Source organism: Nodosilinea sp. P-1105, from assembly GCF_012911975.1.
Taxonomy (GTDB): domain Bacteria; phylum Cyanobacteriota; class Cyanobacteriia; order Phormidesmidales; family Phormidesmidaceae; genus Nodosilinea.
In genome coordinates, this window is sequence record NZ_SMDQ01000029.1 from 34,654 (window position 1) to 58,878 (window position 24,225).

At 55.2% G+C, this 24,225-nt stretch carries 19 protein-coding genes, 1 pseudogene and 1 riboswitch; of the genes and pseudogenes, 9 read left to right on the forward strand and 11 right to left on the reverse strand.

Going from position 1 to position 24,225, the window contains the following annotated elements; all coding sequences use genetic code 11:
• The first annotated feature begins 145 nt into the window (after window positions 1-145).
• Window positions 146-598, forward strand: a complete 453-nt coding sequence (locus tag E1H13_RS13720) for a DUF3531 family protein (RefSeq protein ID WP_169613978.1) — start codon at window positions 146-148, stop codon at window positions 596-598.
• A gap of 41 nt (window positions 599-639) precedes the next feature.
• On the opposite strand, the gene E1H13_RS13725 is transcribed toward E1H13_RS13720, so the two are convergent.
• The 3 genes from E1H13_RS13725 to E1H13_RS13735 all read right to left on the reverse strand — a co-directional run bounded on the left by E1H13_RS13725 (window position 640) and on the right by E1H13_RS13735 (window position 4,707).
• Window positions 640-1,653 (reverse strand): ribose-phosphate pyrophosphokinase, encoded by a 1,014-nt coding sequence (locus tag E1H13_RS13725; protein ID WP_240966628.1) that lies wholly within the window; start codon window positions 1,651-1,653, stop codon window positions 640-642.
• A 90-nt stretch (window positions 1,654-1,743) separates the two neighbouring features.
• Window positions 1,744-4,290: a glycosyltransferase family 39 protein gene (locus tag E1H13_RS13730; protein WP_169613979.1), complete on the reverse strand. Its 2,547-nt coding sequence runs from the start codon at window positions 4,288-4,290 to the stop codon at window positions 1,744-1,746.
• 99 nt (window positions 4,291-4,389) lie between these two features.
• Window positions 4,390-4,707 (reverse strand): DUF3067 family protein, encoded by a 318-nt coding sequence (locus E1H13_RS13735; RefSeq protein WP_169613980.1) that lies wholly within the window; start codon window positions 4,705-4,707, stop codon window positions 4,390-4,392.
• Between the two features lie 460 nt (window positions 4,708-5,167).
• On the opposite strand from E1H13_RS13735, the gene petC reads away from it, so the two are divergent.
• The 4 genes from petC (at window position 5,168) to E1H13_RS13755 (ending at window position 10,106) form a co-directional block, all read left to right on the forward strand.
• Window positions 5,168-5,710, forward strand: a complete 543-nt coding sequence (gene petC / locus E1H13_RS13740; RefSeq protein WP_169613981.1) for a cytochrome b6-f complex iron-sulfur subunit — start codon at window positions 5,168-5,170, stop codon at window positions 5,708-5,710.
• A 102-nt stretch (window positions 5,711-5,812) separates the two neighbouring features.
• Window positions 5,813-6,739, forward strand: a complete 927-nt coding sequence (petA, locus tag E1H13_RS13745; protein WP_240966629.1) for a cytochrome f — start codon at window positions 5,813-5,815, stop codon at window positions 6,737-6,739.
• 438 nt (window positions 6,740-7,177) lie between these two features.
• Window positions 7,178-8,968, forward strand: coding sequence for a translational GTPase TypA (gene typA, locus E1H13_RS13750; protein ID WP_169613983.1), 1,791 nt, complete (start codon window positions 7,178-7,180; stop codon window positions 8,966-8,968).
• A 10-nt stretch (window positions 8,969-8,978) separates the two neighbouring features.
• The gene (locus E1H13_RS13755) at window positions 8,979-10,106 is read left to right on the forward strand and encodes a DUF58 domain-containing protein (protein ID WP_169613984.1); all 1,128 of its coding nucleotides are present in this window, start codon (window positions 8,979-8,981) and stop codon (window positions 10,104-10,106) included.
• A 118-nt stretch (window positions 10,107-10,224) separates the two neighbouring features.
• On the opposite strand, the gene E1H13_RS13760 is transcribed toward E1H13_RS13755, so the two are convergent.
• Window positions 10,225-10,644: a DUF4278 domain-containing protein gene (locus E1H13_RS13760; RefSeq protein ID WP_169613985.1), complete on the reverse strand. Its 420-nt coding sequence runs from the start codon at window positions 10,642-10,644 to the stop codon at window positions 10,225-10,227.
• Between the two features lie 45 nt (window positions 10,645-10,689).
• A riboswitch (Glutamine riboswitch) is annotated at window positions 10,690-10,782 on the reverse strand.
• A gap of 317 nt (window positions 10,783-11,099) precedes the next feature.
• Here E1H13_RS13760 and E1H13_RS13765 point away from each other — a divergent pair.
• Window positions 11,100-11,972, forward strand: coding sequence for a 6-carboxytetrahydropterin synthase (locus E1H13_RS13765; RefSeq protein WP_169613986.1), 873 nt, complete (start codon window positions 11,100-11,102; stop codon window positions 11,970-11,972).
• Window positions 11,973-12,075: 103 nt separating this feature from the next.
• On the opposite strand, the gene E1H13_RS13770 is transcribed toward E1H13_RS13765, so the two are convergent.
• From E1H13_RS13770 to rpsP, 3 genes are all read right to left on the reverse strand, one after another.
• A complete protein-coding gene (locus E1H13_RS13770; protein ID WP_169613987.1) occupies window positions 12,076-13,047 on the reverse strand; it encodes a PhoH family protein in 972 nt (323 codons plus the stop codon).
• 182 nt (window positions 13,048-13,229) lie between these two features.
• Window positions 13,230-13,595, reverse strand: a complete 366-nt coding sequence (locus E1H13_RS13775; RefSeq protein ID WP_169613988.1) for a KH domain-containing protein — start codon at window positions 13,593-13,595, stop codon at window positions 13,230-13,232.
• Between the two features lie 47 nt (window positions 13,596-13,642).
• Window positions 13,643-13,897: a 30S ribosomal protein S16 gene (gene rpsP / locus E1H13_RS13780; protein WP_169613989.1), complete on the reverse strand. Its 255-nt coding sequence runs from the start codon at window positions 13,895-13,897 to the stop codon at window positions 13,643-13,645.
• Between the two features lie 360 nt (window positions 13,898-14,257).
• Here rpsP and carB point away from each other — a divergent pair, with 360 nt between their 5' ends.
• Window positions 14,258-17,527 (forward strand): carbamoyl-phosphate synthase large subunit, encoded by a 3,270-nt coding sequence (carB, locus tag E1H13_RS13785; protein WP_169613990.1) that lies wholly within the window; start codon window positions 14,258-14,260, stop codon window positions 17,525-17,527.
• A 38-nt stretch (window positions 17,528-17,565) separates the two neighbouring features.
• Here carB and E1H13_RS27980 read toward each other — a convergent pair whose 3' ends face one another.
• The 4 genes and pseudogenes from E1H13_RS27980 to E1H13_RS27990 all read right to left on the reverse strand — a co-directional run bounded on the left by E1H13_RS27980 (window position 17,566) and on the right by E1H13_RS27990 (window position 20,417).
• Window positions 17,566-18,510 (reverse strand): DUF1254 domain-containing protein, encoded by a 945-nt coding sequence (locus tag E1H13_RS27980; RefSeq protein WP_347404161.1) that lies wholly within the window; start codon window positions 18,508-18,510, stop codon window positions 17,566-17,568.
• Window positions 18,511-18,534: 24 nt separating this feature from the next.
• Window positions 18,535-19,863, reverse strand: a pseudogene (locus tag E1H13_RS27985) (DUF1254 domain-containing protein); the annotation flags it as partial.
• 273 nt (window positions 19,864-20,136) lie between these two features.
• Window positions 20,137-20,283: a hypothetical protein gene (locus E1H13_RS13795; RefSeq protein WP_169613991.1), complete on the reverse strand. Its 147-nt coding sequence runs from the start codon at window positions 20,281-20,283 to the stop codon at window positions 20,137-20,139.
• On the reverse strand, window positions 20,280-20,417 hold the full coding sequence (locus E1H13_RS27990) for an MscL family protein (RefSeq protein ID WP_169614004.1): 138 nt from the start codon (window positions 20,415-20,417) through the stop codon (window positions 20,280-20,282). Before E1H13_RS27990 ends, E1H13_RS13795 begins: the two co-directional genes overlap by 4 nt.
• 507 nt (window positions 20,418-20,924) lie before the next feature.
• Between E1H13_RS27990 and E1H13_RS13805 the strand changes: the two genes are divergently transcribed.
• Together E1H13_RS13805 and E1H13_RS13810 are read left to right on the forward strand one after the other, a co-directional pair.
• The gene (locus E1H13_RS13805) at window positions 20,925-22,289 is read left to right on the forward strand and encodes a DUF1254 domain-containing protein (RefSeq protein WP_206070482.1); all 1,365 of its coding nucleotides are present in this window, start codon (window positions 20,925-20,927) and stop codon (window positions 22,287-22,289) included.
• A 174-nt stretch (window positions 22,290-22,463) separates the two neighbouring features.
• Window positions 22,464-23,786, forward strand: coding sequence for a DUF1254 domain-containing protein (locus E1H13_RS13810; RefSeq protein ID WP_169613993.1), 1,323 nt, complete (start codon window positions 22,464-22,466; stop codon window positions 23,784-23,786).
• Window positions 23,787-24,225 lie beyond the last annotated feature (439 nt).

A 24,225-nucleotide genomic window follows, 5' to 3' on the forward strand; every position in this document is an offset into this window, starting at 1 on the left:
TGCTCTGTCAAGCTTGAGATTTAGGGTAAGTCTGTGCTTTAGATGGCCCCCCCGCGGTCGCGAATGCACCCTACGGCACCCTGATTTTTAGCGTGACGCTGCACTAGCAAGCTAGCCTTAACCATGATCTCCAAGGGCGGAATGTATGCAGGTTGAGTTTCGTGAATGTGATTTTTTTAACCTCTGGCTTTGGTTGAGGTTTGAAACGGTTCCCTCGAATTTAGAGCAGCAGTACATTGACGAGGTCTTCTCGTCCTGGTTCTTTATTGGCAAGCTAGGGGGCTTTAATGCTGAAAACTTGCAGGTTCAAGATACGGGCCTCGATATTAGCTATCTGCCTTACGACCAAGATCAACTGAGCGACAGTATGCTCTCAGTCATGCACAACATCGGCGAAGTCGAGTATCAGGGGGTATGGGCCCGCTGCTGGATTGACCTGGGCACTAGCGATGCCCTGGCCCTGGATGTGCTAATCAACGCCCTAGAGCAGTTCAGTCGCGAATATGTAGTGATTGAAACCTGCTTTGTGGGCGGGGAAAACCCGGACTGGCCGATCCCAGGCAGTGGCCAACCCGAGTTTGTGGGAGAAGAGTTTTAAGGGGGATAGGTATCCACGGCCTGATGGTTTAACGAAACCGTTTAACGGAACATACTGCTAACCGAGCTTTCTTCATGAATGCGCCAGATCGCTTCCCCGAGCAGATTAGCCATTGACAGCACGGTTAACTGTTTAAACTGACGGGCGGCGGTCATCGGAATTGTGTTGGTCACAATCACCTCTTCAAATAGCCCTGCCGACAGTCTTTCTACCGCTGGGGGCGAAAAGACGGGATGGGTGGCACAGGCGTAAACCTGTCTGGCCCCTTCTTGCTTCAGCAGGCGCGCCCCCTCGCAAATGGTGCCTGCGGTGTCAATCATGTCATCTACCAGCACAGCGGTCTTGCCCTGCACATCGCCGATTACGTTCATCACCTCAGCGACGTTGTGGGCCTGTCGCCGCTTGTCGATAATCGCTAGGGGGGCATCATTCAGCTTCTTGGCAAAGGCCCGAGCCCGGGCCACGCCGCCCACATCGGGAGAAACGATTACCAGATCTTCTAAGTTTTTGCTGGCGATATAGTCGATTAATACGGGGCTACCGTAGACATGATCGCAGGGAATATCAAAATAGCCTTGAATTTGGGCAGAATGCAGGTCAATGGCGAGTACTCGGCTAGCACCGGCTTTGGCCATCAGGTTAGCCACCAACTTGGCCGTAATCGACTCTCGACCAGCGGTTTTACGGTCAGCCCGGGCATAGCCATAGTAGGGTAGCACGGCGGTGATCTGCCGGGCAGAGGCCCGACGACAGGCATCTACCATAATTAGCAATTCCATCAGGTGATCGTTCACCGGATGGCAAGTTGGCTGAATTAAGTAGACATCACAGCCTCGAATGGATTCTTGAATTTGAATATACAGTTCGCCATCGGCGAAGCGTTTCCGTACCATCGGGCCTAAGTCAAGTCCCAGGTAACGGGCAACTTCCCGAGCCAAGTCGACATTAGCCGAACCGGAAAAGAGCTTCAGGCGGCTGTTATCCCCAAAACTGGGCAAGGACGGAGTCTGAAGCGGTAGGGTGGCAGAGCGAATCACAGCAGGCCCTCTGAGCATGTTCACCTAGGAAATCCTAGCACTCTCGTTTCCAAACCTTCAGAGCATTTATTCTTAAATAAGCGTTATCTGTTAAAGATTCAAAAAAGTTTAGATCCGAGTTTTCCCTGATTCACTGGTTGCCGTCATCAATCCGCTGGCCTGAAGCCTTTGCCAGGCCTGCCAAAGGTTGAACCGCTGCAGGGCTGCCACAGCCTGCAAAGCCTTCAGTTCAGGGCGAGTCGGATCGATCACAGCCGCTGCATCCAGGGCGACGCTGGCCCGTCCTGGTTGCCAGCGATAGAGATGGACAAAGGCTAGGTACAGCCAGTGAAAAATGTTGTTGGGTTCAACCCTGGTGATTTCCTGCAGGGTGGCGATCGCCCCTACCGCATCCTGTTGTAGCACCTGGGCCATCGCTTTGGTATACAGCCATGGCATGTGGTTAGGCTGTTGAGCCAACCGATGGGTCATCGCCACCTCGGCTTGAGATAAATAATCTTGCCGAGGATCATATTGGTTAATCCGCCCCACCGTGGTAAAGATCGGGTCTAAATCCCCAGTGGCCAACCCCTGACTGAGTTGGTGTAGGGTGCCAACCAAATCAGGGGCTAGGGGCGGCTGGGGCGGCTCTGGGGCGGTAGTAATGCTCAACCTTGTGGTTGGAATCGTCAACGGATAGCTGTCACCCGTGCGCCGATCTAGGAATTCAGCGCTCAGGTTATAGGTTCCGGGTGGTAAGGAGGCGGGCAGCACCATCCCCAAACGTTCGGTGACCGTGAAGGTGGTTTGGTCGTCCTCGATATCAGGGGTTGGCAGGAGCTGCCCTAGGCCAATGCCATGGTCATGGATAAAGGCCGCAGGGGCGTCATCAGGTTGATCCTGCGATCGCCAACTGAGCAGCAATACCCCTTGCTGCAAGGCTGCTAAGGGGCCCACCAGCTCATAGGTCACGGGTACGGTTTGCCCAGGGGCAGCGCTATTGGGCAGGGTTACGGTCGCGATCGCCACGGCTGCGGCCGGATCGGGACTGGGGGTGACGGTGACAGGGGGGTCGCGACGGTGGTGCAGCGACAAAACCGACTGGTCTGGCAAGTCCCACGTTTGCACCACGGTAAAGGCTGGATCTTGCTCTACCTGCTCTGCAAGGGCCAGTTTAGGGTCACTGGTGGGTCCCTGATCGCCAGTTTTAGTCAGCGCCCAAGTCAAGGCTTGGGCGTCCAGGGGAACAAACTCTGGGTTAAAGCCCACCTCACGGCCAAATACTCGAAAGTCCGCCAGATTGCCGTAGAAATCGATGTTTTGTGGGTTGATTTGGGCTGTGTTGGGTAACACCCCCACCGTCCCCTGCAGATAAGGGGCTGTCTGCACCATGGTTTCGACCACTTCGGTATGGGGCCAGGGGGCACCCGTATACCAGGGACGCGCCATGCGACCAGACGGTAAACCATGACCGGGCACCATCAAAGTGGTGACCATTAACACGGTCATCAACCCAGCCATCAGCCAACGCAACCCTGACCCCAGCCGCCCTGGGACTTGGGTTAACCCCCAGGTTAATCCCAACACCAGCATCGGCATGGCTGGGGCGATGTGGCGAGCATCCTTGTTTTGCAGTAGGGTGAGGACGCCGTAACTACCTAATAAAAATCCCCACAGCCAGAGGTGGGCCTGTCGATCCCATGGTTTTCTCCACGACATTTGCCATGGGGATCGCCATGGCCCCACAAGGGTCGCCAGTGCAGCCAGGATGCCTGCCCCTAAAAAGGCATAGGTTCCCATGCGGGGCACCATGCGGGCGTAATAGCTGACTGCAGACCAGGGGCTGCCGGGCACCACCTCAGGGGGAATCCAGACAACATTGCTATGTTGGCTATTGGTCAAAATGGTGAGCCAGTTGGTCTGTATCCAGGGGCCGCAAACCAGCAGCGCTAGCCCAGCGGCCAAGACCCATTGCCCCAAATAACGCCAGCGGTGCGGCGATAATAGCGACTCTGTGATCACCCAAAGTACAGGCACCACCAAAAACAAAACCCCAGTGGGCTTGGCCAGAACTGATAGCCCCGCTGACAGCCCAAAGCCAGCGGCCCAAAGCCACTGATTAGGGTGTACCTTGGACTGGCCAGCGGGGAGCGCTGGCCAACGCCGCCAGCCCGTAAGACAACTAAAGGCGGCTGTGATCCACACCACCAGTCCCAAATCAATTAAATAGTCTAGCCGCAGGGCATAGAGAGCCGGCACCAGCAGGCTAAGCCCGGCCGCCCAAAGCCCTGTCTGGCGACCGAAGAGCAAACAGCCCAAGCTGTAAATCAGCCCCATTAGCAACCCGGCAAACATCAGATTCACCAGAATCGCCTGCTCTAATCCTGGTCCCAGTAGATTAAATAGGGGTACCGTGGCCAAATACACCAGGGGAGCCCGATACCCGGGGGACTGCCGCCAGAGCTCAGTCCACCAGGCCGAGTCGAACCAGGCTGGCTGTTGTAACACCCGCCAAAAATTTAAGGCTCGAGTCAGGTGTTCTCCCTGGTCCCAGGCGGGGGGAGCCTGATCTTGCCACAACCACAGCACCCCAAAACCGGTCGCCAAAACCCATAGCGCCAGCAAGGTTAACCAGTCTTGCCGCCGCGATCGCATCGTGATTAAGGGCTTAACCATGGCCTCAGGGGGATTCCAATCTATCGGTCGTACCAGTCGTTGTGCCCCGCTACTCGATCACGCCGGAGGCGCTTCGCCGCAGGCTTGAGTGGGACCACTCTAAAACTCGTCTGCCAGCCATTCTAAGGCTCGCTCCCCCAATTGCAGCGGGATGCTGACGGCTTTGCCCAAGCGGGGGCGCTCGCGGGTTTGGGCTACCCACTGCTGCACATAGTCCCCCTGGTCCCATTCATTCAGATATAGAGCCACCTGATTTAGATGGGCCAGATAGTCCGCCTCACTGAGGGGAAACGACGCCTGTTCTAGATAGCGCCACATCACCTGCAAGAAAATCTTGCCCTGGGTGCGGCGGAACTGTACATCGTAGGAAAAACCCCACTTTTCAATCAACACAGCCTGTAGTTCGGGTCCGGTCATGGCACTATCTCCCAGGGTCGCCTCAGTTTCATTGATACATTTCTTTACGGCTTCTCTCAGGTCAGCGATCGATGGATGGTGGAAATCGAGTGGCTAAAAATAGGGATTTATGAGCTTTAAGTCTGTTTATTAGAGGTCTAATGAGGTTTAGAGTCATTTTTTGCCCAACAAGAGCCACAATACCCAGCGCTTACCAGCATTTCCTTCAATTCTCGCCAAAGGCAAAGCCAGACTATTTCAGTTTTTTCTGCGATCGCGACTTTTCCAAGAACACCAAAGTGCAATAATACGATTGGTAAAGTTACAGTCCTGTGTAGCCAATGGCACTAGGATTCGCTCATCTGTCTTAAGGTCAAGGTCTTAAGGTCGAGACTCTTCGGCCACAGGTGGTGATCTGGGTGGGGCGCCGGGCGCTGATTATAGCCGCTGATAAATTCAAACAGGTACACCAGTCTGGATTATGACTCAAGTTTCTGGAACCTCCGATGTCCCTGATTTGGGACGCCGCCAATTTATGAATTTGCTGACCTTAGGGGCCGCTGCGGGGGCTGTTGGGGGCATGCTTTATCCGGTCGTTAAGTATTTTATTCCTCCCTCTAGTGGCGCTGCTGGGGGCGGGGTCACCGCTAAGAATGAACTGGGCAATGATGTCATTGCCAGTCAGTTTATAGACACCCACAATCCCGGCGATCGCGTCCTGGTTCAAGGGCTTAAAGGGGATCCAACCTATCTGGTGGTTCAAGAGAGCGGGTCATTAGAAAGTTATGGCATCAACTCTATCTGCACCCATCTAGGCTGCGTGGTGCCCTGGAGCGCCAGTGAAAACAAATTTAAGTGTCCTTGCCACGGGTCCCAGTACGATGCCACGGGCAAGGTTGTACGTGGACCGGCTCCCTTATCCCTGGCCTTGGCCCATGCTGACGTTACCGAAGATGACAAAGTGGTACTCAGCGACTGGACGGAAACTGACTTCCGCACTGGTGAGGCGCCCTGGTGGGCCTAGGTTGGGTTCACCTTCAGCCAGGTTCAATGACCTATTCCATTGAGATCAAACGTATCTAAACGCATGAACGGACTATTTTCATTCGCAACCTACCGGCGGTCCATGGCTGTGGCCTGCGCTACTGTGCTGATGGTCCTGGTCGGCTTGATTATTCAGCCTCAGCCAGCGGCGGCCTATCCCTTCTGGGCCCAAGAAAACTACGAAACCCCCCGGGAAGCCACGGGCCGAATTGTTTGTGCTAACTGTCACTTGGCGGAGAAACCGACCAAGGTGGAGGTGCCCCAGGCGGTGCTGCCCGACTCTGTATTTAAACTCAAAGTTGAAATTCCCTACGACTTAGATACTCAGCAAGTCCTCGGGGATGGCAGCAAAGGGGGTCTGAATGTGGGCGCTGTGGTGGTCCTCCCAGAAGGGTTCAAAATTGCCCCGGCCGATCGCATTCCCGCAGACCTTCAAGAAGAAGTCGGCAGCACTTACTTCTTGCCCTACAGCGAGGACCAAGAAAATATTGTGCTAGTCGGTCCTTTGCCGGGCGAACAGTACCAAGAAATTGTTTTTCCGGTGCTATCTCCCGATCCTGGCCAAAACAAAGCCGTGTCCTTCGGTAAGTACCAGGTGCATGTGGGGGCCAACCGGGGCCGGGGGCAGGTATATCCCACGGGGCAAGCCAGTAATAACACGGTCTATAACGCGATCGCCTCTGGCACTGTCACCGATGTCGCCGCTCAAGAAGCGGGCGGTTATGTGGTAACGATTCAGCCTGATCAGGGCGACAGTACGGCTGTCACCATTCCAGCTGGGCCTGAGGTGGTGGTGGCCGTTGGCGATGTGGTTGAGGCGGGTAAGCCCTTGACCACTAACCCCAATGTGGGCGGCTTTGGCCAGATGGACACCGAAATTGTGCTGCAAAGCCCCAACCGCATCAAAGGGTTGATTGCCTTCCTGGCCGCAGTCATGCTGACCCAGATCATGCTGGTGCTGAAGAAGAAGCAGGTGGAGCGGGTACAAGCCGCCGAAATGACCTTCTAACCATTGATGACCATTGCTTTCACAACTTAAGGGCACCGCAGGGTGCCCTTTTTTGTGGCCTCAAGCTAGTGCTCAGCCAATCTGATCATGATGGGGTCTACGACCTGGGGTATGACGGTTGACGGCCTGCGGTTCCAGACCAGCCGTAGACCTTAAACCGTGAACCGTAAATCCTGTCAGTCCGTCATCTTTAACTCGATAGACTGCTAGAAGGGATATCTGTCAACAGGCTGTTAATTGAGTTACAATTGTTAAGACTTTTTGCATATGCCAAGTTCAGCTCGGGATTTGGAGGTTTTCCCCAGGCAAAACTCAGGTTTGGACTTGGCTTTGTTTATCTCGGAACTTGTCTTGAGCTTCCTAACGTTTGCCCTTTGGGATAGGGCTCTGGGGTGGTTTCGATGCCCGTTTGTTGTTGCCTAGACTTTTATCGCACTCATGACCCTCCCCATTCGCAACGTTGCTATCATTGCCCACGTCGACCACGGTAAAACCACCCTGGTTGACGCTCTATTAAAGCAGTCCGGCATCTTTCGGGAGGGCGAAGAGGTACCCGATTGCGTCATGGACTCGAATGACCTGGAGCGGGAGCGGGGCATTACCATCCTGTCGAAAAATACAGCGGTTCACTACAAAGATACGCTGATCAACATTGTCGATACCCCCGGCCACGCCGACTTTGGTGGCGAGGTAGAACGGGTGCTAGGGATGGTAGACGGCTGCATTCTGATTGTGGATGCCAACGAAGGCCCCATGCCCCAGACCCGTTTTGTCTTGAAAAAGGCTCTGGAAAAAGGGTTGCGCCCGATTGTGGTGATTAATAAAATCGATCGCCCCCAAGCCGATCCCCATGGGGCGGTTGATAAGGTATTGGATTTGTTTATTGAGTTGGGGGCAGACGATGACCAGTGCGAGTTCCCCTACCTATTCGCCTCCGGTATGGCTGGCTTTGCCAAGCTGCACATGGAGGACGACAGTGAAGATATGCAGCCGCTGTTTGAGTCGGTTTTAGACCACGTGCCGCCGCCGGTGGGCGACGTGGATAAGCCCCTGCAAATTCAGGTGACCACCCTCGATTACTCCGAATATCTGGGGCGAATTGTGATTGGCAAAATTCACAATGGCATTATTCAAGCGGGGCAACAGGCGGCGCTGATCAAAGAAGATGGCAGTCTAGTTAAGTCTAAAATTTCGAAACTTCTAGGGTTTGAGGGCTTGCAGCGGATTGAAATCGAGCAGGCGTCGGCGGGCCAAATTGTGGCGGTCGCTGGGTTTGCCGATGCCAACATTGGTGAAACCATCACCTGTCCTACCAATCCCCAAGCGCTGCCGCTGATCAAGGTGGATGAACCCACCCTGCAAATGACTTTTGTAGTTAACGATTCCCCCTTTGCGGGTCAAGAGGGTAGTTTTGTCACCTCTCGGCAACTGCGCGATCGCCTGATGCGCGAGCTAGAAACCAACGTGGCCCTGCGGGTTGATCCGACAGACTCCCCGGACCGCTTTGCTGTGGCTGGTCGTGGCGAACTGCACCTGGGGATTTTGATTGAAACCATGCGTCGAGAGGGGTATGAGTTTCAGGTGTCTCAACCCCAGGTGATTTACCGGGAAGTGAATGGTCAGCCCTGCGAACCGTTTGAGTTGTTGATTCTAGATGTGCCCGAAGACGGCGTCGGTGGCTGTATGGAGCGCATTGGCCAGCGACGCGGAGAGCTACAAGATATGCGAGTTTTGGGAGATGGCCGCGCTACCCTAGAATTTGTGATTCCGGCCCGAGGGCTCGTGGGTTTCCGGGGGGAATTTATGCGCCTAACCCGGGGTGAGGGCATTATGAACCACAGCTTTCTGGATTACCGCCCCCTCTCCGGGGATGTGGAATCCCGGCGTAATGGTGTCCTGATTGCCTTCGAAGAAGGGGTGGCCACCTTCTACGCCCTGAAGAATGCTGAGGATCGGGGGGTGTTCTTTATTACCCCTGGCACCAGGGTATATAAAGGGATGATTGTGGGTGAGCATAACCGCAGTCAAGATCTGGACTTGAACGTGTGTAAAACCAAGCAGCTGACCAACCACCGAGCCGCCAGTGGCGATGAACTGGTGCAGCTTCAGTCTCCCCAGGAGATGAGCCTAGAGCGGGCTCTGGAGTATATCGGTCCCGACGAGTTGGTGGAAATTACCCCAGAGTCCATTCGCCTGCGTAAGCTGTCTAAGAAGTTGGTGAAGCGATGAGCCGTTAACGATGGCACGGTTAGCCCGGTTAAGTCGGTGGTTAGAGCAGCGCTGGGTGGCACCCGCCTATATCGGTTGGGTGTTGCTGGGTCTAGCGGTGTTCTTCTTCGCAGCGGCCACCAATACCCTAGCCGGTTGGTTATACGTCATGAGTGGCGTGATCATGGGCCTGCTGGTGGTGGCGGTGATCTTGCCCCCGCGTAACTTGCAGGGGCTCGAAGTGCAGCGATCGGGGATTGCGCCGGTATCCGTCGGTCAGCCGATTATGGTTAACCTGACGGTTAAGAATAGCCGGGGGCGGTCCAAAGGGCTGTTTCAGCTAATTGATCAAATTCCCTCTCCCCTGGGGGATGCTCCCACTCATGCCATCAGTGCCATTGGCCCTGGTCAAGTCCAAGACTGGCACTACCGGTTGATTACCCAACAGCGAGGCATTTATCGCTGGGCTGGGGTGTATTTGCGATCGGCGGCACCGTTGGGCTTATTTTGGTGTCGCCGCTGGGCCGCTGCTCCTGCAGAAGCGGTGGTTTATCCGCATATTTTACCGTTGCAACGTTGCCCGATGATTGACACCCTGGGCCAGGCATCGGGTTTACATTGGCCCCAAAGCCCGCGGGTACAGCCCGCGACCGAAGGCGTAACTCGAGCGTTGCGACCCTATCGTTGGGGAGATCCGACTCGGCTGATTCACTGGCGTACGAGTGCCCGTTATGGCGAATTACGAGTGCGCGAACTGGAAAAAGTGATTGCTGGCCAAGAGGTGATTTTGGCTCTCAATACGGCGGCCCGTTGGTCACCCGACCACTTTGAACAGGCTGTGGTTGCGGCAGCGTCTTTGTATGTCTATAGCCTGAATCGAGGATTGGCGGCGGCGTTGTGGCTACCCCACCAGACGCTGTTACGGGATTATCACAGGGTGCTCATGGCTCTAGCGGAGGTACATCCCCTGGCCACAGCTGATGCCGCTGACTGGCCTGACCAGGCGGTGGTTTGGTTGACCCCCTTAGAGGCGACCCACCAACTGGTTGCGGGGAGTCAGCAGGTGGTGTGGGGGCAAGCCTCGACGGCACCCCATGGCCGGGTCTTGTGGATTGACTCCCAGGCTGCGCTCCAGCCTCAGCTGCAAATCCTGCCATAGCCCTTTACGGCTACGCAAAAAAAGGGTACTCCGAAAGAGTACCCTTCGCTGCTCCAGCTACAGCACAAGCTTGACTGGTCCGGGGAGGGCTGATGCCCATCACCCCGAGGCAGCAATGCTAGGCCAGCTGATGAAGCTCGGCTTCCAGCTGCTCTAGCAAGTAATTGTTGCCCTGGGAGCGAGCGACTTGAATCCGATGCTCCAGCGATCGCTGCATATTAATCCGATGCGCTTCTGCAGCATCTTTCAATAGGTGCCGTCGCGCTTTCAGGACTGAATTGTCAGTGGACTGCACGGTCTGGAATACGGGCTGTCGCCCAAGCTGCTCAGCCAAGGGGGAAACCACCTTGCCCTGAGGCGTTGTGGCATATCCCACGCCCCGATAGGTCATCGTGGCCACCGGCTGGGGAACCGGTACATGACTAACATAGGTGAAGTGAAGGGGACGACCCCGATAGCACCCGGTTAGCTCACTCTCATGTACCTCTAGGGATGGAGGATTGTAGTCATACTCCACACCACGGTAACAAAGTTTCATTTAGTGCCTCCTGCATCCAAAGGATTGAACAAACTGCTCGGCCAGAGTGCGTTCCTTCAGGAGTCAACTCCTTACTTCCGTCTAGACTAAGTGCCCTGATTCTCAGCTTGAGCTAACAGGCAGTCTCAGATGAACGTATTTCTGTATTTCTGTATTCAATTTTACGAAATTAATTCAATGTCAACAAGTCATAGGAATTTTGAAAATTTTGCGGTCAATGCTTGAACCCGTTGTTTGATAAGGCTTTTGACCTTTGTTGAGCGATCGGTGACCTGGGCAAATCTTAACCTTGGGATAGACCTGCTGGGGGCTATGGTCTCCCGATGGATGGGCGGAAAAATTGGCGGTGGGTCGATCTCTGGTAACTCAAGTACCGCCAAAGGCACGAGATTTAGACTATCCTGAAAAGAGAATAGTTACTTAACTTAACGCTTTGCTAAGCGACTTTACATTTTATGACATGCATTATCAATCGCAGGGCTCAGTTTTCGGCGAGTCACCGCTATTGGCTGCCTGAACTCAGTGAGGCTGAGAATGCAGCAAGGTTTGGCCCCTGTGCCAAGGCGCCTGGCCATGGCCATAATTACGTGCTCTATGTCTCTATGGCAGGGGACCTGGATGAGTATGGCATGGTGTTGAATCTTTCTGAGGTGAAACAGGTGATCAAGCGGGAGGTCACCAGCCAGCTTGATTTTTCATATCTGAATGAGGCTTGGCCAGAATTTCAGCAAACCTTGCCGACTACGGAATATCTGGCTAAGGCGATTTGGGATCGGCTGACTCCCCATTTGCCCGTGGTCAAAATTCAGCTATTTGAACACCCAGAACTCTGGTCAGACTATTTAGGAGAAACTATGGACGCTTACCTGACCGTCAGCACCCATTTCAGTGCGGCTCACCGGTTGGCTTCGCCGCGCCTGAGTTACGAAGAAAACTGCGAAATTTACGGTAAATGCGCCCGACCCCACGGCCATGGTCACAACTATCACCTGGAAGTGACGGTCAAGGGGACGATTGACCCTCGCACTGGCATGTTGGTGGATCTAGCCCAGTTGCAGGCGGCCATTGATGACCATGTGGTAGAACCCTTTGACCACACTTTTTTGAATAAGGATATTCCCTATTTTGCTGAGGTGGTGCCCACAGCTGAGAACATTGCGGTACATATTCGCGATCGCCTACAACAGCCCATCAGTGACCTAGGGGCCAGTCTGCATAAGGTGAAATTAATTGAGAGCCCAAACAACTCTGCCGAAGTGTACTGTACGCCTAACCCGGCTGTCGGCCCCCTGACCTCCGGGGCTGTTCCCCAACTGGCATCGGTTTAGACCAAATCCCAGCCCAGATCCCAGGATTCTGCTCTCGGATACCCCAACAATCCGGGCTAATCAGCCCAAGAACCCTGGGATCTGGGCATACTGCACCGATGTTTTAGCCCTTAGAGCGCTTCTGGGTGTCATAGCTTTCATAGGCTGCCACAATTCGCTGTACCAACGGGTGGCGCACCACATCAGCCTGGGTCAGCTGGCAAAAGGCAATCCCATCTACCGGCTTGAGAATTTTTTGGGCCAGAATCAGCCCTGAGGTCTGCATCTCGGGCAGGTCGGTTTGGGTCACATCTCCGGTCACTACCATCCTGGATCGAAAGCCTAGCCGGGTCAGCACCATTTTCATTTGAGCTGGGGTAGTGTTCTGGGCTTCGTCCATAATCACGAAGGCGTTATTCAATGTGCGACCTCGCATATACGCCAAGGGAGCAACTTCAATAATGCCGCGTTCCATTAAATTGGTGATTTTCTCAGGCTCGATTAGCTCGTGCAGGGCGTCATAGAGGGGCCGCAGGTACGGATCGATTTTTTGCTGTAAATCCCCAGGCAAGAACCCCAGCCGCTCCCCGGCTTCTACTGCGGGTCGAGTTAAAATGAGCCGTTCGTATTCGTTGTTCAGTAAGGCTTGCACCCCGACCATTGTGGCTAAAAAGGTCTTGCCAGTACCCGCAGGGCCAATGCAAAACACCATATCGTGGGTGCGCAGGGCCTTAATGTACTGCTTTTGGCGAAAGGTCTTGGCTCGGACGACATCACCCCGACGGGTACGAGCGACCACATCCTGGTGAATAGCCTGGAGTTGCTCTACCTGGTCGGTGTCCAGGGCATGACGGGCGGTCATGATATCTGCCGTGGTTACGGCCTGCCCAGGCCCCCAAATTGGTTCTAGGGCTGCTACCAGACGACGGGCCAGATCAGCGCCGTTTTCAGTCCCGGAAATCAATAATTCTTGGCCTCGCAGCACCAGGGAGGCACCGGTCTGACGGGCTAATAGCTTTAAGTTTTCGTCTCGGTAGCCAGAGAGCGCGATCGCGCTCTCTGGGCTGGGCATAGAAACGCGAACCGAAGAAACCATGCAGTAGGGGCGGCAAAGGCTAGGGAGCGACTAGGCGTTTAAGCAAACTTGAAACCAACAGCCACAACACTGGCGAGTAAAGCTCTGGGGTTAGGAAGCCTGGGACTAAGAAGCCTGAGGCTAAGGTGACTTCTAGGAACCTGTCTACCGAGTGGTGGGCAATGCCCACCCTACGGCTGGGGCTAGGAAGACTTAGGGCGAGGCCGGGGCTTGGGACGATGGTGCTTGGACCCCGGCTGATCGGCGCGACGGGGCGCACGAGACTTTTCTGCACCGTCCCCCCCGCCTTGCTCAGCGGCGCCATACACATCAAAGTGGGCTGACCAACCGGCCAAGGTGGCGGTGGCGCGCACCACAGTACGGATAGCCTGGATATTACGGCCACCCCGCCCAAAGACGCGCCCCCGCTCATCACCATCAAAGGCGATCCGAATCCAAACTTTCGACTGAGCCGAATTCTCTTCACAATCAATGCGAAGGGAATCGGGGGAGTCGAGAAAGGGCTCTACTAAGAACTGTACTAGCCCTGAAAAGTCAGGCCTGTCCATGGTGGTGCTGGGAGAGTTTTAAGGCTAAAGCGGCGCAGGTTGCAAGACTATGACTCAGCCTTGAGCTGCTCAAAAATATTCGCCTTCTCAAGGATATGCTTAACCGTCTTCGTGGGCTGGGCCCCTTGCTGTAAGCGACGAATAATGGCCGGAACCTCCAGCCGAGTTTCATCGGTGCGGGGGTTGTAGAAGCCAAGTTCTTCCAAGGGACGGCCATCACGACGATTGTCGCTGTTCATGGCCACGATGCGGTAGCTGGCTTCCCGTTTTTTACCAAAACGCTTGAGTCGGAGCTTAATCATAAGGCTATAGTGGCAAAACCTTTGTCAAAAGTGCAGGGTGAGCATGATCCTAATGCCCCAAGGCACTAGGTTTAATTCATAAGTCTCTTATCTTAACACTAGTTCTGGTTAGACCAACACGTTTACTGGTCAAAAAGCGTTTGGTCCACTGGCCAAAAAGCGGTGGGTCAACCCTCAACCGTGGGTTGGGCGTTTACTATCGCTCCCTTAATCAAGGCTGATATCACTAAGTGCTGACATTCCAGCTCTCAGAGCCACTGAGTTGGGGATTTTTGGCCATGATTGTCCTAATATCACCACGCGACTGCCACTAATACCCCTTAAAATGATTTGGATTTTCCATAAGCACCCCTGCCGCCTATGCCTCGCCGTGATGACATCCACAAGATTCTGCTGATTGGCTCTGGGCCGATTGTGATTGGCCAAGCCTGCGAGTTTGATTATTCTGGCACCCAGGCCTGCAAGGCATTGCGGGAAGAGGGCTACGAGGTCATCCTCGTGAACTCGAATCCGGCCACAATTATGACCGATCCAGAGACGGCGGATCGCACCTATATCGAGCCCTTGACCCCAGATATTGTGGAGCGGGTGATTGAGCGAGAGCGCCCTGACGTGATGCTACCCACTATGGGCGGCCAAACCGCCCTGAATATTGCGGTCACCCTGGCTAAGAATGGTGTGTTAGAGCGCTATGGGGTGGAGCTGATTGGGGCGAAGTTGGCCGCCATTGAGATGGCCGAAGATCGCAAGCTGTTTAAAGAAGCCATGGGCCGAATTGGGGTGGGGGTGTGCCCCTCGGGGTTGGCAGAAACGATGGATGAAGCGCGGCAGATTGCCCAGCAGATTGGCACGTTTCCCTTGATTATCCGCCCGGCCTACACCCTGGGGGGCACAGGCGGCGGCATTGCCTATAACCAGGAAGAGTTTGAAACTATCGCTAACTCTGGTCTAGATGCCAGCCCGGTGTCGCAAATCTTAGTTGAGCAATCCCTGTTGGGCTGGAAGGAGTATGAGTTAGAAGTAATGCGGGATTTGGCAGATAACGTGGTGATTATCTGCTCGATTGAGAATTTGGATCCAATGGGGGTGCACACAGGTGATTCGATTACCGTGGCCCCGGCCCAAACCCTGACTGATAAGGAGTATCAGCGACTGCGGGATGCTTCGATCAAAATCATCCGGGAGATTGGGGTGGAAACGGGCGGGTCGAATATTCAGTTTGCGGTGAATCCCGACGATGGGGAGGTGATCGTGATTGAAATGAACCCCCGGGTGTCTCGCAGTTCGGCCCTGGCCTCTAAAGCAACCGGGTTCCCGATCGCCAAGTTTGCCGCTAAGTTGGCCGTGGGCTATACCTTGAATGAAATCTCTAACGACATCACCCAGAAAACCCCGGCTAGCTTTGAGCCCACCATCGACTATGTGGTGACCAAGATCCCACGGTTTGCCTTTGAGAAGTTTCCGGGCACCACAGCTACCCTCACCACCCAAATGAAGTCGGTGGGGGAAGCGATGGCCATTGGCCGCACCTTTCAGGAGTCGTTTCAAAAAGCGTTGCGCTCTTTGGAGATTGGTCGGTCAGGGTGGGGCTGCGATCGCGCCGAAACCCTACCCAGCCTGAATGAAATTCGGCCCCGGCTGCGGACCCCCCATCCTGAGCGTATTTTTGAACTGCGCCATGCGATGCAATTAGGCCTAGCAGTGGATGACATTTACCAGTTGACGGGCATCGACCCCTGGTTTTTGAACCAGTTGGCTGGCTTGCTGAAGACTGAAAAGTTCTTGAAGCGCACCGCCTTGGCTGACCTCAATGCGGCCCAGATGCGAGCGATTAAGCGGCAGGGCTTTAGCGATCGCCAGATTGCCTATGCCACCCGCACCAGCGAAGATGCCGTGCGCCAGTATCGTAAGGACCTAGCGGTGATTCCTGTCTATAAAACCGTGGACACCTGTGCCGCCGAGTTTGAAGCCTTTACCCCCTACTACTACTCCACCTACGAAGACGAGACCGAAGTCCTGCCCAGCGATCGCCCTAAGGTGATGATCCTGGGCGGTGGCCCTAACCGGATTGGCCAGGGCATCGAGTTTGACTACTGCTGCTGTCATGCCTCCTTTGCACTCCAGGACGATGGCTACGAAACAATCATGGTTAACTCGAACCCGGAAACGGTTTCGACGGACTATGACACCAGCGATCGCCTCTACTTTGAGCCCCTTACTAAAGAAGATGTGCTCAATATCATTGAGGCCGAGAACCCTGTGGGGATTATCATCCAGTTTGGTGGTCAAACCCCCCTGAAACTGGCTCTACCCCTGCAGCAATACCTTTCCTCCCTCCCCGCTGCCGATCCATCCACCCATCCACTCATCCACCCCCCCACTGCCATTTGGGGTACCTCACCAGATTCCATCGATATCGCCGAAGACCGGGAGCGATTCGAGGCCATCCTGCGGGAACTGGATATCCTCCAGCCCCCCAATGGGATTGCCCGCAGCTATCAAGAGGCGTTGAAGATCGCCCAGGCGATCGATTACCCGGTGGTGGTACGGCCCAGCTATGTACTGGGAGGGCGAGCCATGGAAATCGTCTATTCAGACGCGGACCTGGAGCGCTATATGACCTACGCAGTGCTGGTGGAGCCGGATCACCCGATCTTGATTGATAAGTTTTTGGAAAATGCCACCGAAGTGGATGTAGACGCGATCGCCGATCACACCGGCCAGGTGGTGATTGGTGGGATTATGGAACACATTGAACAGGCCGGTATTCACTCTGGGGACTCCGCCTGTTCCATCCCCACCATTACCCTGTCTGACGCCGCGCTGGCCACCATCCGCGATTGGACGATCAAACTCGCCAAACGGCTGAATGTGATTGGGTTGATGAACATTCAGTTCGCGGTCAAGGGTGATCAGGTGTACATCCTGGAAGCCAATCCCCGCGCCTCCCGCACCGTGCCATTTGTCTCCAAGGCGATCGGCCATCCTCTGGCCAAGCTGGCGGCACGGGTGATGTCTGGCAAAACCCTGGACGAATTGGGCTTTACCGAAGAAGTGATTCCCAACCACATTGCCGTGAAGGAGGTGGTGCTACCCTTCGACAAGTTCCTGGGTACCGATGCCCTGTTAGGCCCTGAAATGCGCTCCACCGGAGAAGTGATGGGGATTGATATGGATTTTGGTAAAGCCTTTGCTAAAGCGGTGCTGGGGGCCAACCAAAAGCTGCCCCTGCAAGGCACCATCTTTATCTCCATGAACGATCGCGATAAGGCTGCTGTTATCCCTGTGGCCAAAGACTTAGCCGATCTGGGCTTTAAGCTAGTTGCCACCGCAGGCACCTGCAAAGCGCTCAAACATCAAGGCCTCACCGTTGATTTAATTCTTAAAGTGCATGAAGGGCGGCCTAATATCGAAGATGCGATCAAAAATAACGAAATTCAGCTGATTATTAATACCCCAGCCGGGAGTACAGCCCTAGAGGATGATCGTTCCATTCGCCGCACTGCCTTAGCATATAAGGTGCCAATTATCACCACGATTGCTGGCGCTAAAGCCACTGCTGCAGCGATTCGCTCCTTACAGCAGCAGCCCTTGCAGGTGCAGTCCATCCAAGAGTATGTGGGGATGTAGAGCTTGCGATGCCTGGATCGGCAATGTCAATGTCGGCCTTATTGAACAGGCTCGGCCTCAGGGAAAGTCCAGGTACCATCCAGAATCTCGCTGCGGGGGCGATAGAGGCGGACCATATAGTTCCACCCCGGGGTGATGGGCAGACAGTTAGTGGTATTGCCATCACAGCCGCCGAACTGGACGGTGACGGAGCCATCCTCGCCCTTATCTGCCGTCAAGTTATTGATGGAGTAAGCATTGAGGTCGTTGGGCTCAAAGTAACCTTCAGCGTTGTACATACTGATTGACCAGAAGCCATCGACGGGGACTTCGTCTATCGTCAGCCGATACACCGTCGAGCCATCATTTTGAGCCGGGGTGACATTCAGGTAGAGCGCTTCCGTTTCAGGATTGCCGCCCCAGCCCAGGGCAGTACCGATTAAGTGGCGCACCGGGTCGACCTGCTCCTTCGTACCAAACATGCCACGGGTATCTGGCAGAGTTGATGCCAATACCAGGAGGGCGTCGCGCACCTGCTTCTGGCTGGCCAGATCCCACTGGGGCACTGAAAACGTCCCCTGACTGGCCTGCTCAATGGTGATGGCATCTTGCAGGGCATGCACCTGGGCCAGATCAGCCGGATCAGACCCATCGGCGAGAATCCGAATCGCGGCCAGCACATACCGCGTGCCCATGTCCTCCTGAGTCAGGGTGTAAGGGCCGCCCTCATAAATGACGGCTGGGGTGTAGTGGTCCTGATTGATCAACTGCATAGACAGAAAGCGATCGCCCGCATCGGGTAACGTGATGGTTGCTGGCCCGGCCTCCAGATCAAACACAGTGGCAGAGTACAGGGTGTCGCGGTTCATCCGAATGACGTCTTGCTGATCAATGGGGGTCGGCTCACGGTTATGGTCTAACTGCCCCAACGCATCTCTCTGCACCACAGACCCTAAATAGAGGTCGCTCTCTGCCCGCACAAAGTTGTCAACCGTCACGGGCACGCCTGCTGTCGCCTCGGCGTCTGCTTTTTGCAAGGGAGGAGCTTGCCATGCTCCCGTCAGGGCGGCTTCCTGAGGCCAGTACAGGCGCATGACGGTAATAAATTCCCCATCGGGTGCGGGCAACCAGTTGGCCTCTTTTTCTGCGCCGGGAGAGTCGTGCTGCAGATACAGGGTGAGGCCGCCATCAGCGTCGCGCACCAGGTCGGGGAGCATCGGAGAATTAATCAGGTAGCGGTCAATCGGGTTTTCCACCAGCAAGCTGGCGGGCGACTCATACATGGTGATTGACCAGAACGCATTCACTGGCGGCAGCTCGTCGGGTGGAAAGCGCAAGACATAGTTGTGCTGAGCGGCATCCAGGGGCTCCCCACTGGCATCCACAAAGTAGGCGGGGTAGAGGGCTTCCTCCTTCGAGTTGCCGTAGATACCCAGCACCGCCGAGGCCATGCGACCCAGGTAGTCGTTATCTAAAAATTCCCGAGTCCCGAAGCCGTCGGCAGCTGTCCGTTTCCCAGTATCGATCTGAGTCCGCTTAAAGTCGGCGAACGTTTCCCAGGCATCAGCCATTCCCTGGGCGATCGCCTCCTGGATGGGTGGAGACAACGCATCGACATCAAAGCTGCTGTCCGGGTCAATCCCCAATTTAGCAAAGCGTTCCATCAACGCCTGCTCAGAGGGATGGGTCGGAGAAAATTGCAGCAAAAAATTGAGCACTTCAAAGAACCGGGGCGACGTGCGTTGGTCTTCAGGGGTGAGGGGCTGGATGAAGTCGATTGCCGGGGCGGCTTCGGGAGCAGGCTGTCCCATAAAGCTGGAGAGGGGCTGCACCTCGTAGCCGGCCTGCACTGCTTTGACATTGTCGATGTCGTCAGGATCAATCAACTGAGTCCGATAGAGCACCCAGCCCAGCTCGGTTTCAGACCGGATCACGGCATCAATGCCTGCGGGCGTTTCGCCCTGCCAGTAGGGTCCCGCCAGTAGATAGCGACCGGCCCCGTTGCCGGTGGTGCGGCTGCTCACATAGGCGTAGTTAAAGGTGTAGAGGTCGATGAATTGCAGGGAGTAGTAGCGATCGGGCTCAATCTCTGGTACCGTCAGCACCAGGGGCTCGGTGCGCAGGTCAGTGCCGAGTTGAGAGTAGGGGGTATCGGAATTGGGGGTCTGAATCGCTTTGTCTGCTGGCGTATACACCCTGGCCTCATTGTGAATCTGGTTCCAGGGAGCCTTAAATTCGCTGCCGTCACTATCCACAAAATAGGAATGCATGATCCGGTAGTTATCTACTAGCGGGAAGCCGTAGATATAGGCTTCCTTGGCAATGGCACGAGCTTCAGTGGGAGTTAGGGTGCTCATGGCGTGGACCTCTGTAACCGTCTGAGTAACAAAAACACTGAATATCAGACCCACCAAAAAGGCCAGGAGAGAGCGTAAACGCATGGTGATTATCCATAAGTTGATAGAGTTGTCGGCGGCGCTAAAAAAAATTGCCCAGGCTTAAAATCTAAATTTGACCCCGATGCTTGGACCTTTGAGGTGCCCACAGCCGCCTCAAAGTTGACCTGCGGGGCATTCCCCATTCGCCATTCGTAGAAGGTGCTGCATGAGCTGATGAGGGGTTCCCTAGCATCAGGGGAACAGCCGCCAGCCAGCCACAAAGCTGCCAAAGCGAAGCTGGTGGGCTGGGTTGCAATGGCTTTCGTGGGTTGATGGTCTGGAGAGGCAGTCAGTAATCGTCATTGGCGGGCGATCGCCTTGGTCAAAATCTGTTTTCATAATCGTGATGGCTGTGATGAAAGAGCTAAAGATGCGATCGCCCCAAAGGCTCCCCCCAGAACCACCGCCAGGGCCAGGCCAACTAGATTGTCCTGATTTACAAAATCTTTGAAATCACTCCAGAAACTACCCAGAAACTACCCAGAAACTACTAATATTTTTGATCACTCTGTGATGGCTTGTCATAACCAGTCTATTTAATGTCTAAAGAAACATTCTTATTGCGATGGCGTCAGTTTACAGAAGACGACAGAGTCAGGTTTTAAAGTTAACTAAAACATATAGTTCCTTTCGAGTGGAGGGGCTAAAGTCAAGGCATAGGGATAGTTTCAAGTCTTTTTCTCAAGTGTCCCTGAGCTTAACTTTTCCCTAAGTTTCACAATCATTCTATCTGCGTCTAATCTTTTTATTAATTTCAAATCAAACTAGCAACTATAGTGTTAGACTCCAGTTTGACTGAGATTTAGGTTTGGCTAATTATTTTCACTTTGATTTTTTGACTTATAAGAGATATTCTGGCATCATTAAATTCGTAATTTTATCAATTAGTTGATGATGCTTTTATACGACTTAAATAGGAATCGATAATGGTGCGCCTGATCGCGCAATCAACACGTCATCCAGTTTTTCGGAGGCCCGTGATGAATTCGCAAATCTTAGATCAATCCATTGCAGCTAAACCCGTTGACGAACTCTACGCTATTGCCAGAGATGCCTACCTGTACGCTTACCCCATCGTGATGATGGATGTGACCAGGCGTCAGGCTACCAACGTGGCCAATGCGTCCTCGGTCAATATGCGTGCCCCGGTGAACCAGTTTGCCCATGTCCGCGCCTATCCGGCAGCTCATGAAAAAGACGTGGTGCGGTTCAACTTTGATACCCTCTACTCCTTTGCCTGGCTCGACCTGTCCGAAGGGCCGATCGTCTTGTCTGCCCCCGATACCCAGGGGCGATACTATCTGCTGCCTATGCTGGATATGTGGACCGAGGTGTTTGCGGTGGTGGGTAGTCGCACCACGGGTACCCAGGTGGGCACCTACGCTATCACGCCGCCCGGTTGGCAGGGCACGCTGCCAAAGGGCGTTATCCAAATTGTTGCCCCTACCCCAATTGTTTGGATTATCGGCCGTACCCAAACCAATGGCCCCGCCGACTATGCCAGCGTCCACCAGATCCAGGATGGCTATCAACTAACTCCCCTCTCCCAGTGGGGTAAAGGGTATATGCCCCCCCAAACTGTCCAGACTGATCCCACCGTTGATAACCAAACCCCTCCGCAAACTCAGGTGAACCAGTTAGATGGCGTTGCCGTGCTCACCCGGCTAGCGGATCTCATGCGGAAGCACCCGCCCCACGCCAACGACTACCCGATGCTGTTTCGGCTGAGGGCGCTGGGCATTACACCGGGGCAGCCCTTCGATGCCAGCAAGCTAGACGCTGGGGCGATCGCCACCATCAATCAGGCGGCCAAAGATGCTCTGGATTCAATGCCTGCGGCCATGCGCAAAGCTGGAGCCTTCATCAACGGTTGGAACATTGGCACCGAGAACATGGGCACCTACGGCACCTCCTACCTGCGTCGGGCCTTCGTGGCCCTGGCGGGCCTGGGCTGCAACCTGCCGGAGGATGCGGTCTACCCCACCGCCTATGTGGATGGCGAAGGCCAACCGCTGCACGGCGAGAATAAGTATGTGCTGCACTTTGAGCCCAGTCAAACTCCCCCCGCCAATGCCTTCTGGTCGCTCACCATGTATGACCACGATGGCTTCCAGGTGCCCAATCCCCTGGACCGATTCGCGCTCAGCAGCCACAGCGATCTGACCTTTAACGCCGATGGCTCCCTGGACATCTATGTGCAGGCGGAGTCACCCGGCCCCGAGCGCGAATCGAACTGGCTGCCTGCTCCCAAAGGCCCCTTTGAGCCCAGCCTGCGACTCTATTCGCCCCGCCCAGAGGTGTTGGATCTGACCTGGGCACCGCCGCCTTTTAAGCGGGTGGGGTAGCGATCGCGTCAGGGTTCACGGTTTACGGTTCACGGTTTACGGTTTACGACCAACCTTGCACCGACCACCCGACACCTTGCACCTTGCACCTTGCACCTTGCACCTTGCACCTTGCACCTTGCACCGACCACCCGACACCGACCACCCGACACCGACCACCGAACGGAGATAACCATGCCCCTTTCTACCGAAGAACTGCGCGAAACAGCCCGTGACATCTATATCTACGCCTACCCACTGTTGATCAGTCAGGTGACGCGGAATGTGGCCTGCAACGTGGCCGAACCGATCGGGCTCCGGGCGCCCATCAACCAGATCGCCCACAACCGTGAGTTTCCCGATGCCACCTATACCGATGTGGTGCGCCCAAACGCCGACACCCTCTACAGTGCCCTTTCTTTTGATGTTTCAAAAGAACCGCTGGTGATCACCATTCCAGATTCTGGCGGACGCTACTATCTGACGCCCTGGCTAGACTGGTGGACCGATGTGTTTGCAGCCCCTGGCAGCCGGACCACAGGTAACGGTGCGATCACCTATGCCATTGTTGGCCCCAAATGGCAGGGCAGCTTGCCGGAGGGGATCAAGGCGTATCGCAGCCCGACCGCCAATGGAGCGCTGATCGGGCGCACCCAGACCAACGGAAAGGCTGACTACGAGGCGGTGCGGGCGTTTCAGGACGGCATTAAGGTGATGCCCCTGAGCGCCTACGGCCAGCCCTATACTCCCCCTAAGCACACAGTGGACCCCAACCAGGACATGTCTGCTCCGCCTGACCAGGTGGAGCAGATGGATGCAGAAACCTTTTTCACCCTGTTCACCGAACTGATGCAGGATAACCCGCCCCACGCGAATGACTATCCCATCCTCGATCGCATGCAGCGCCTGGGTATTGAACCGGGTAAGCCTTTCACGTTTGCGGATGCCTCCCCCGAGGTGCAGGACGCCCTGCGGGCGGCACCTGCTACCGCAATCAAGCTGATTAAACAGGTGTGGGCGAATTCTGGCGAATTTGCCAATGGCTGGCGGACAAACATGACGGCGATTGGCACCTACGGAACAGACTATCTGCACCGGGCCGGGGTGGCCTATGCCGGCTATGGCGCCAACGTGATTGAGGATGCCATTTACCCGACGGTGTTTACCGACGCCGAGGGTGAACCGCTGAGCAGCGATCGCCGCTATGTGCTGCACTTTGAGGCTGACCAAATCCCTCCCGTGCGAGCCTTCTGGTCGCTGACCATGTATGACGAGCGCCAGTTGTTTGCCCCCAACCCCATCGACCGCTACGCCCTTGGCGATCGCGACCTACTGACCTACAACCCCAACGGGTCCCTCGACCTCTACATCCAGCGCCAGTCCCCCGGCCCAGAGCGGGAGGCCAACTGGCTCCCCGCTCCCGAGCAGGGCAATTTCACCATGAACCTGCGCCTGTACTGGCCCAAGGCCGAGGCCCTGAACGGTGCCTGGGTGCCGCCGAGCGTGAAGCGGGTGTAGAGAATGTCTGCTTTGTTAGAAGGTTGGGTACACGGTTCAAGGTGCACGGTTCAAGGTGCACGGTTCAAGGTTCAAGGTGCAAGGTGAACCGCTAACCGCAAGCAACCCACCCCTGCCCCTCCCAGGAGGGGATGCCCAAACCGCCAACCGTAAACCGTAAACCGCAAGTAACCCACCCCTGCCCCTCCCAGGCTACTAAGTACACACATCTTGGCCCTCTCCCCAAACCCCTCTCCCAGAAGGGCGAGGGGCTTTGAAAGCTCTACTCCCCTTCCTCCCGTTTTGGGAGGAAGGGGCTGGGGGATGGAGGGAAAGCCCTGCCCACAAGGGTCTCACAGGACTTATGTGTACTTAGTAGCCCTCCCAGGAGGGGATGCCCAAACCCCAAACCCCAAACCGCCAACCGTAAACCGTGAACCGTGAACCGCAAACCGTAAAC

Coding starts and splice junctions, on each gene's coding strand:
- E1H13_RS13795 (WP_169613991.1), bottom strand. CDS start 20,283: ATGAAAACAGATTTTGACCAAGGCGATCGCCCGCCAATGACGATTACT.
- E1H13_RS13810 (WP_169613993.1), top strand. CDS start 22,464: ATGCCCCTTTCTACCGAAGAACTGCGCGAAACAGCCCGTGACATCTAT.
- E1H13_RS13755 (WP_169613984.1), top strand. CDS start 8,979: ATGGCACGGTTAGCCCGGTTAAGTCGGTGGTTAGAGCAGCGCTGGGTG.
- E1H13_RS13730 (WP_169613979.1), bottom strand. CDS start 4,290: ATGGTTAAGCCCTTAATCACGATGCGATCGCGGCGGCAAGACTGGTTA.
- E1H13_RS13725 (WP_240966628.1), bottom strand. CDS start 1,653: ATGCTCAGAGGGCCTGCTGTGATTCGCTCTGCCACCCTACCGCTTCAG.
- petC (WP_169613981.1), top strand. CDS start 5,168: ATGACTCAAGTTTCTGGAACCTCCGATGTCCCTGATTTGGGACGCCGC.
- E1H13_RS13770 (WP_169613987.1), bottom strand. CDS start 13,047: ATGGTTTCTTCGGTTCGCGTTTCTATGCCCAGCCCAGAGAGCGCGATC.
- typA (WP_169613983.1), top strand. CDS start 7,178: ATGACCCTCCCCATTCGCAACGTTGCTATCATTGCCCACGTCGACCAC.
- E1H13_RS13765 (WP_169613986.1), top strand. CDS start 11,100: ATGACATGCATTATCAATCGCAGGGCTCAGTTTTCGGCGAGTCACCGC.
- E1H13_RS13775 (WP_169613988.1), bottom strand. CDS start 13,595: ATGGACAGGCCTGACTTTTCAGGGCTAGTACAGTTCTTAGTAGAGCCC.
- E1H13_RS13760 (WP_169613985.1), bottom strand. CDS start 10,644: ATGAAACTTTGTTACCGTGGTGTGGAGTATGACTACAATCCTCCATCC.
- petA (WP_240966629.1), top strand. CDS start 5,813: ATGGCTGTGGCCTGCGCTACTGTGCTGATGGTCCTGGTCGGCTTGATT.
- carB (WP_169613990.1), top strand. CDS start 14,258: ATGCCTCGCCGTGATGACATCCACAAGATTCTGCTGATTGGCTCTGGG.
- rpsP (WP_169613989.1), bottom strand. CDS start 13,897: ATGATTAAGCTCCGACTCAAGCGTTTTGGTAAAAAACGGGAAGCCAGC.
- E1H13_RS13735 (WP_169613980.1), bottom strand. CDS start 4,707: ATGACCGGACCCGAACTACAGGCTGTGTTGATTGAAAAGTGGGGTTTT.
- E1H13_RS13805 (WP_206070482.1), top strand. CDS start 20,925: ATGAATTCGCAAATCTTAGATCAATCCATTGCAGCTAAACCCGTTGAC.
- E1H13_RS13720 (WP_169613978.1), top strand. CDS start 146: ATGCAGGTTGAGTTTCGTGAATGTGATTTTTTTAACCTCTGGCTTTGG.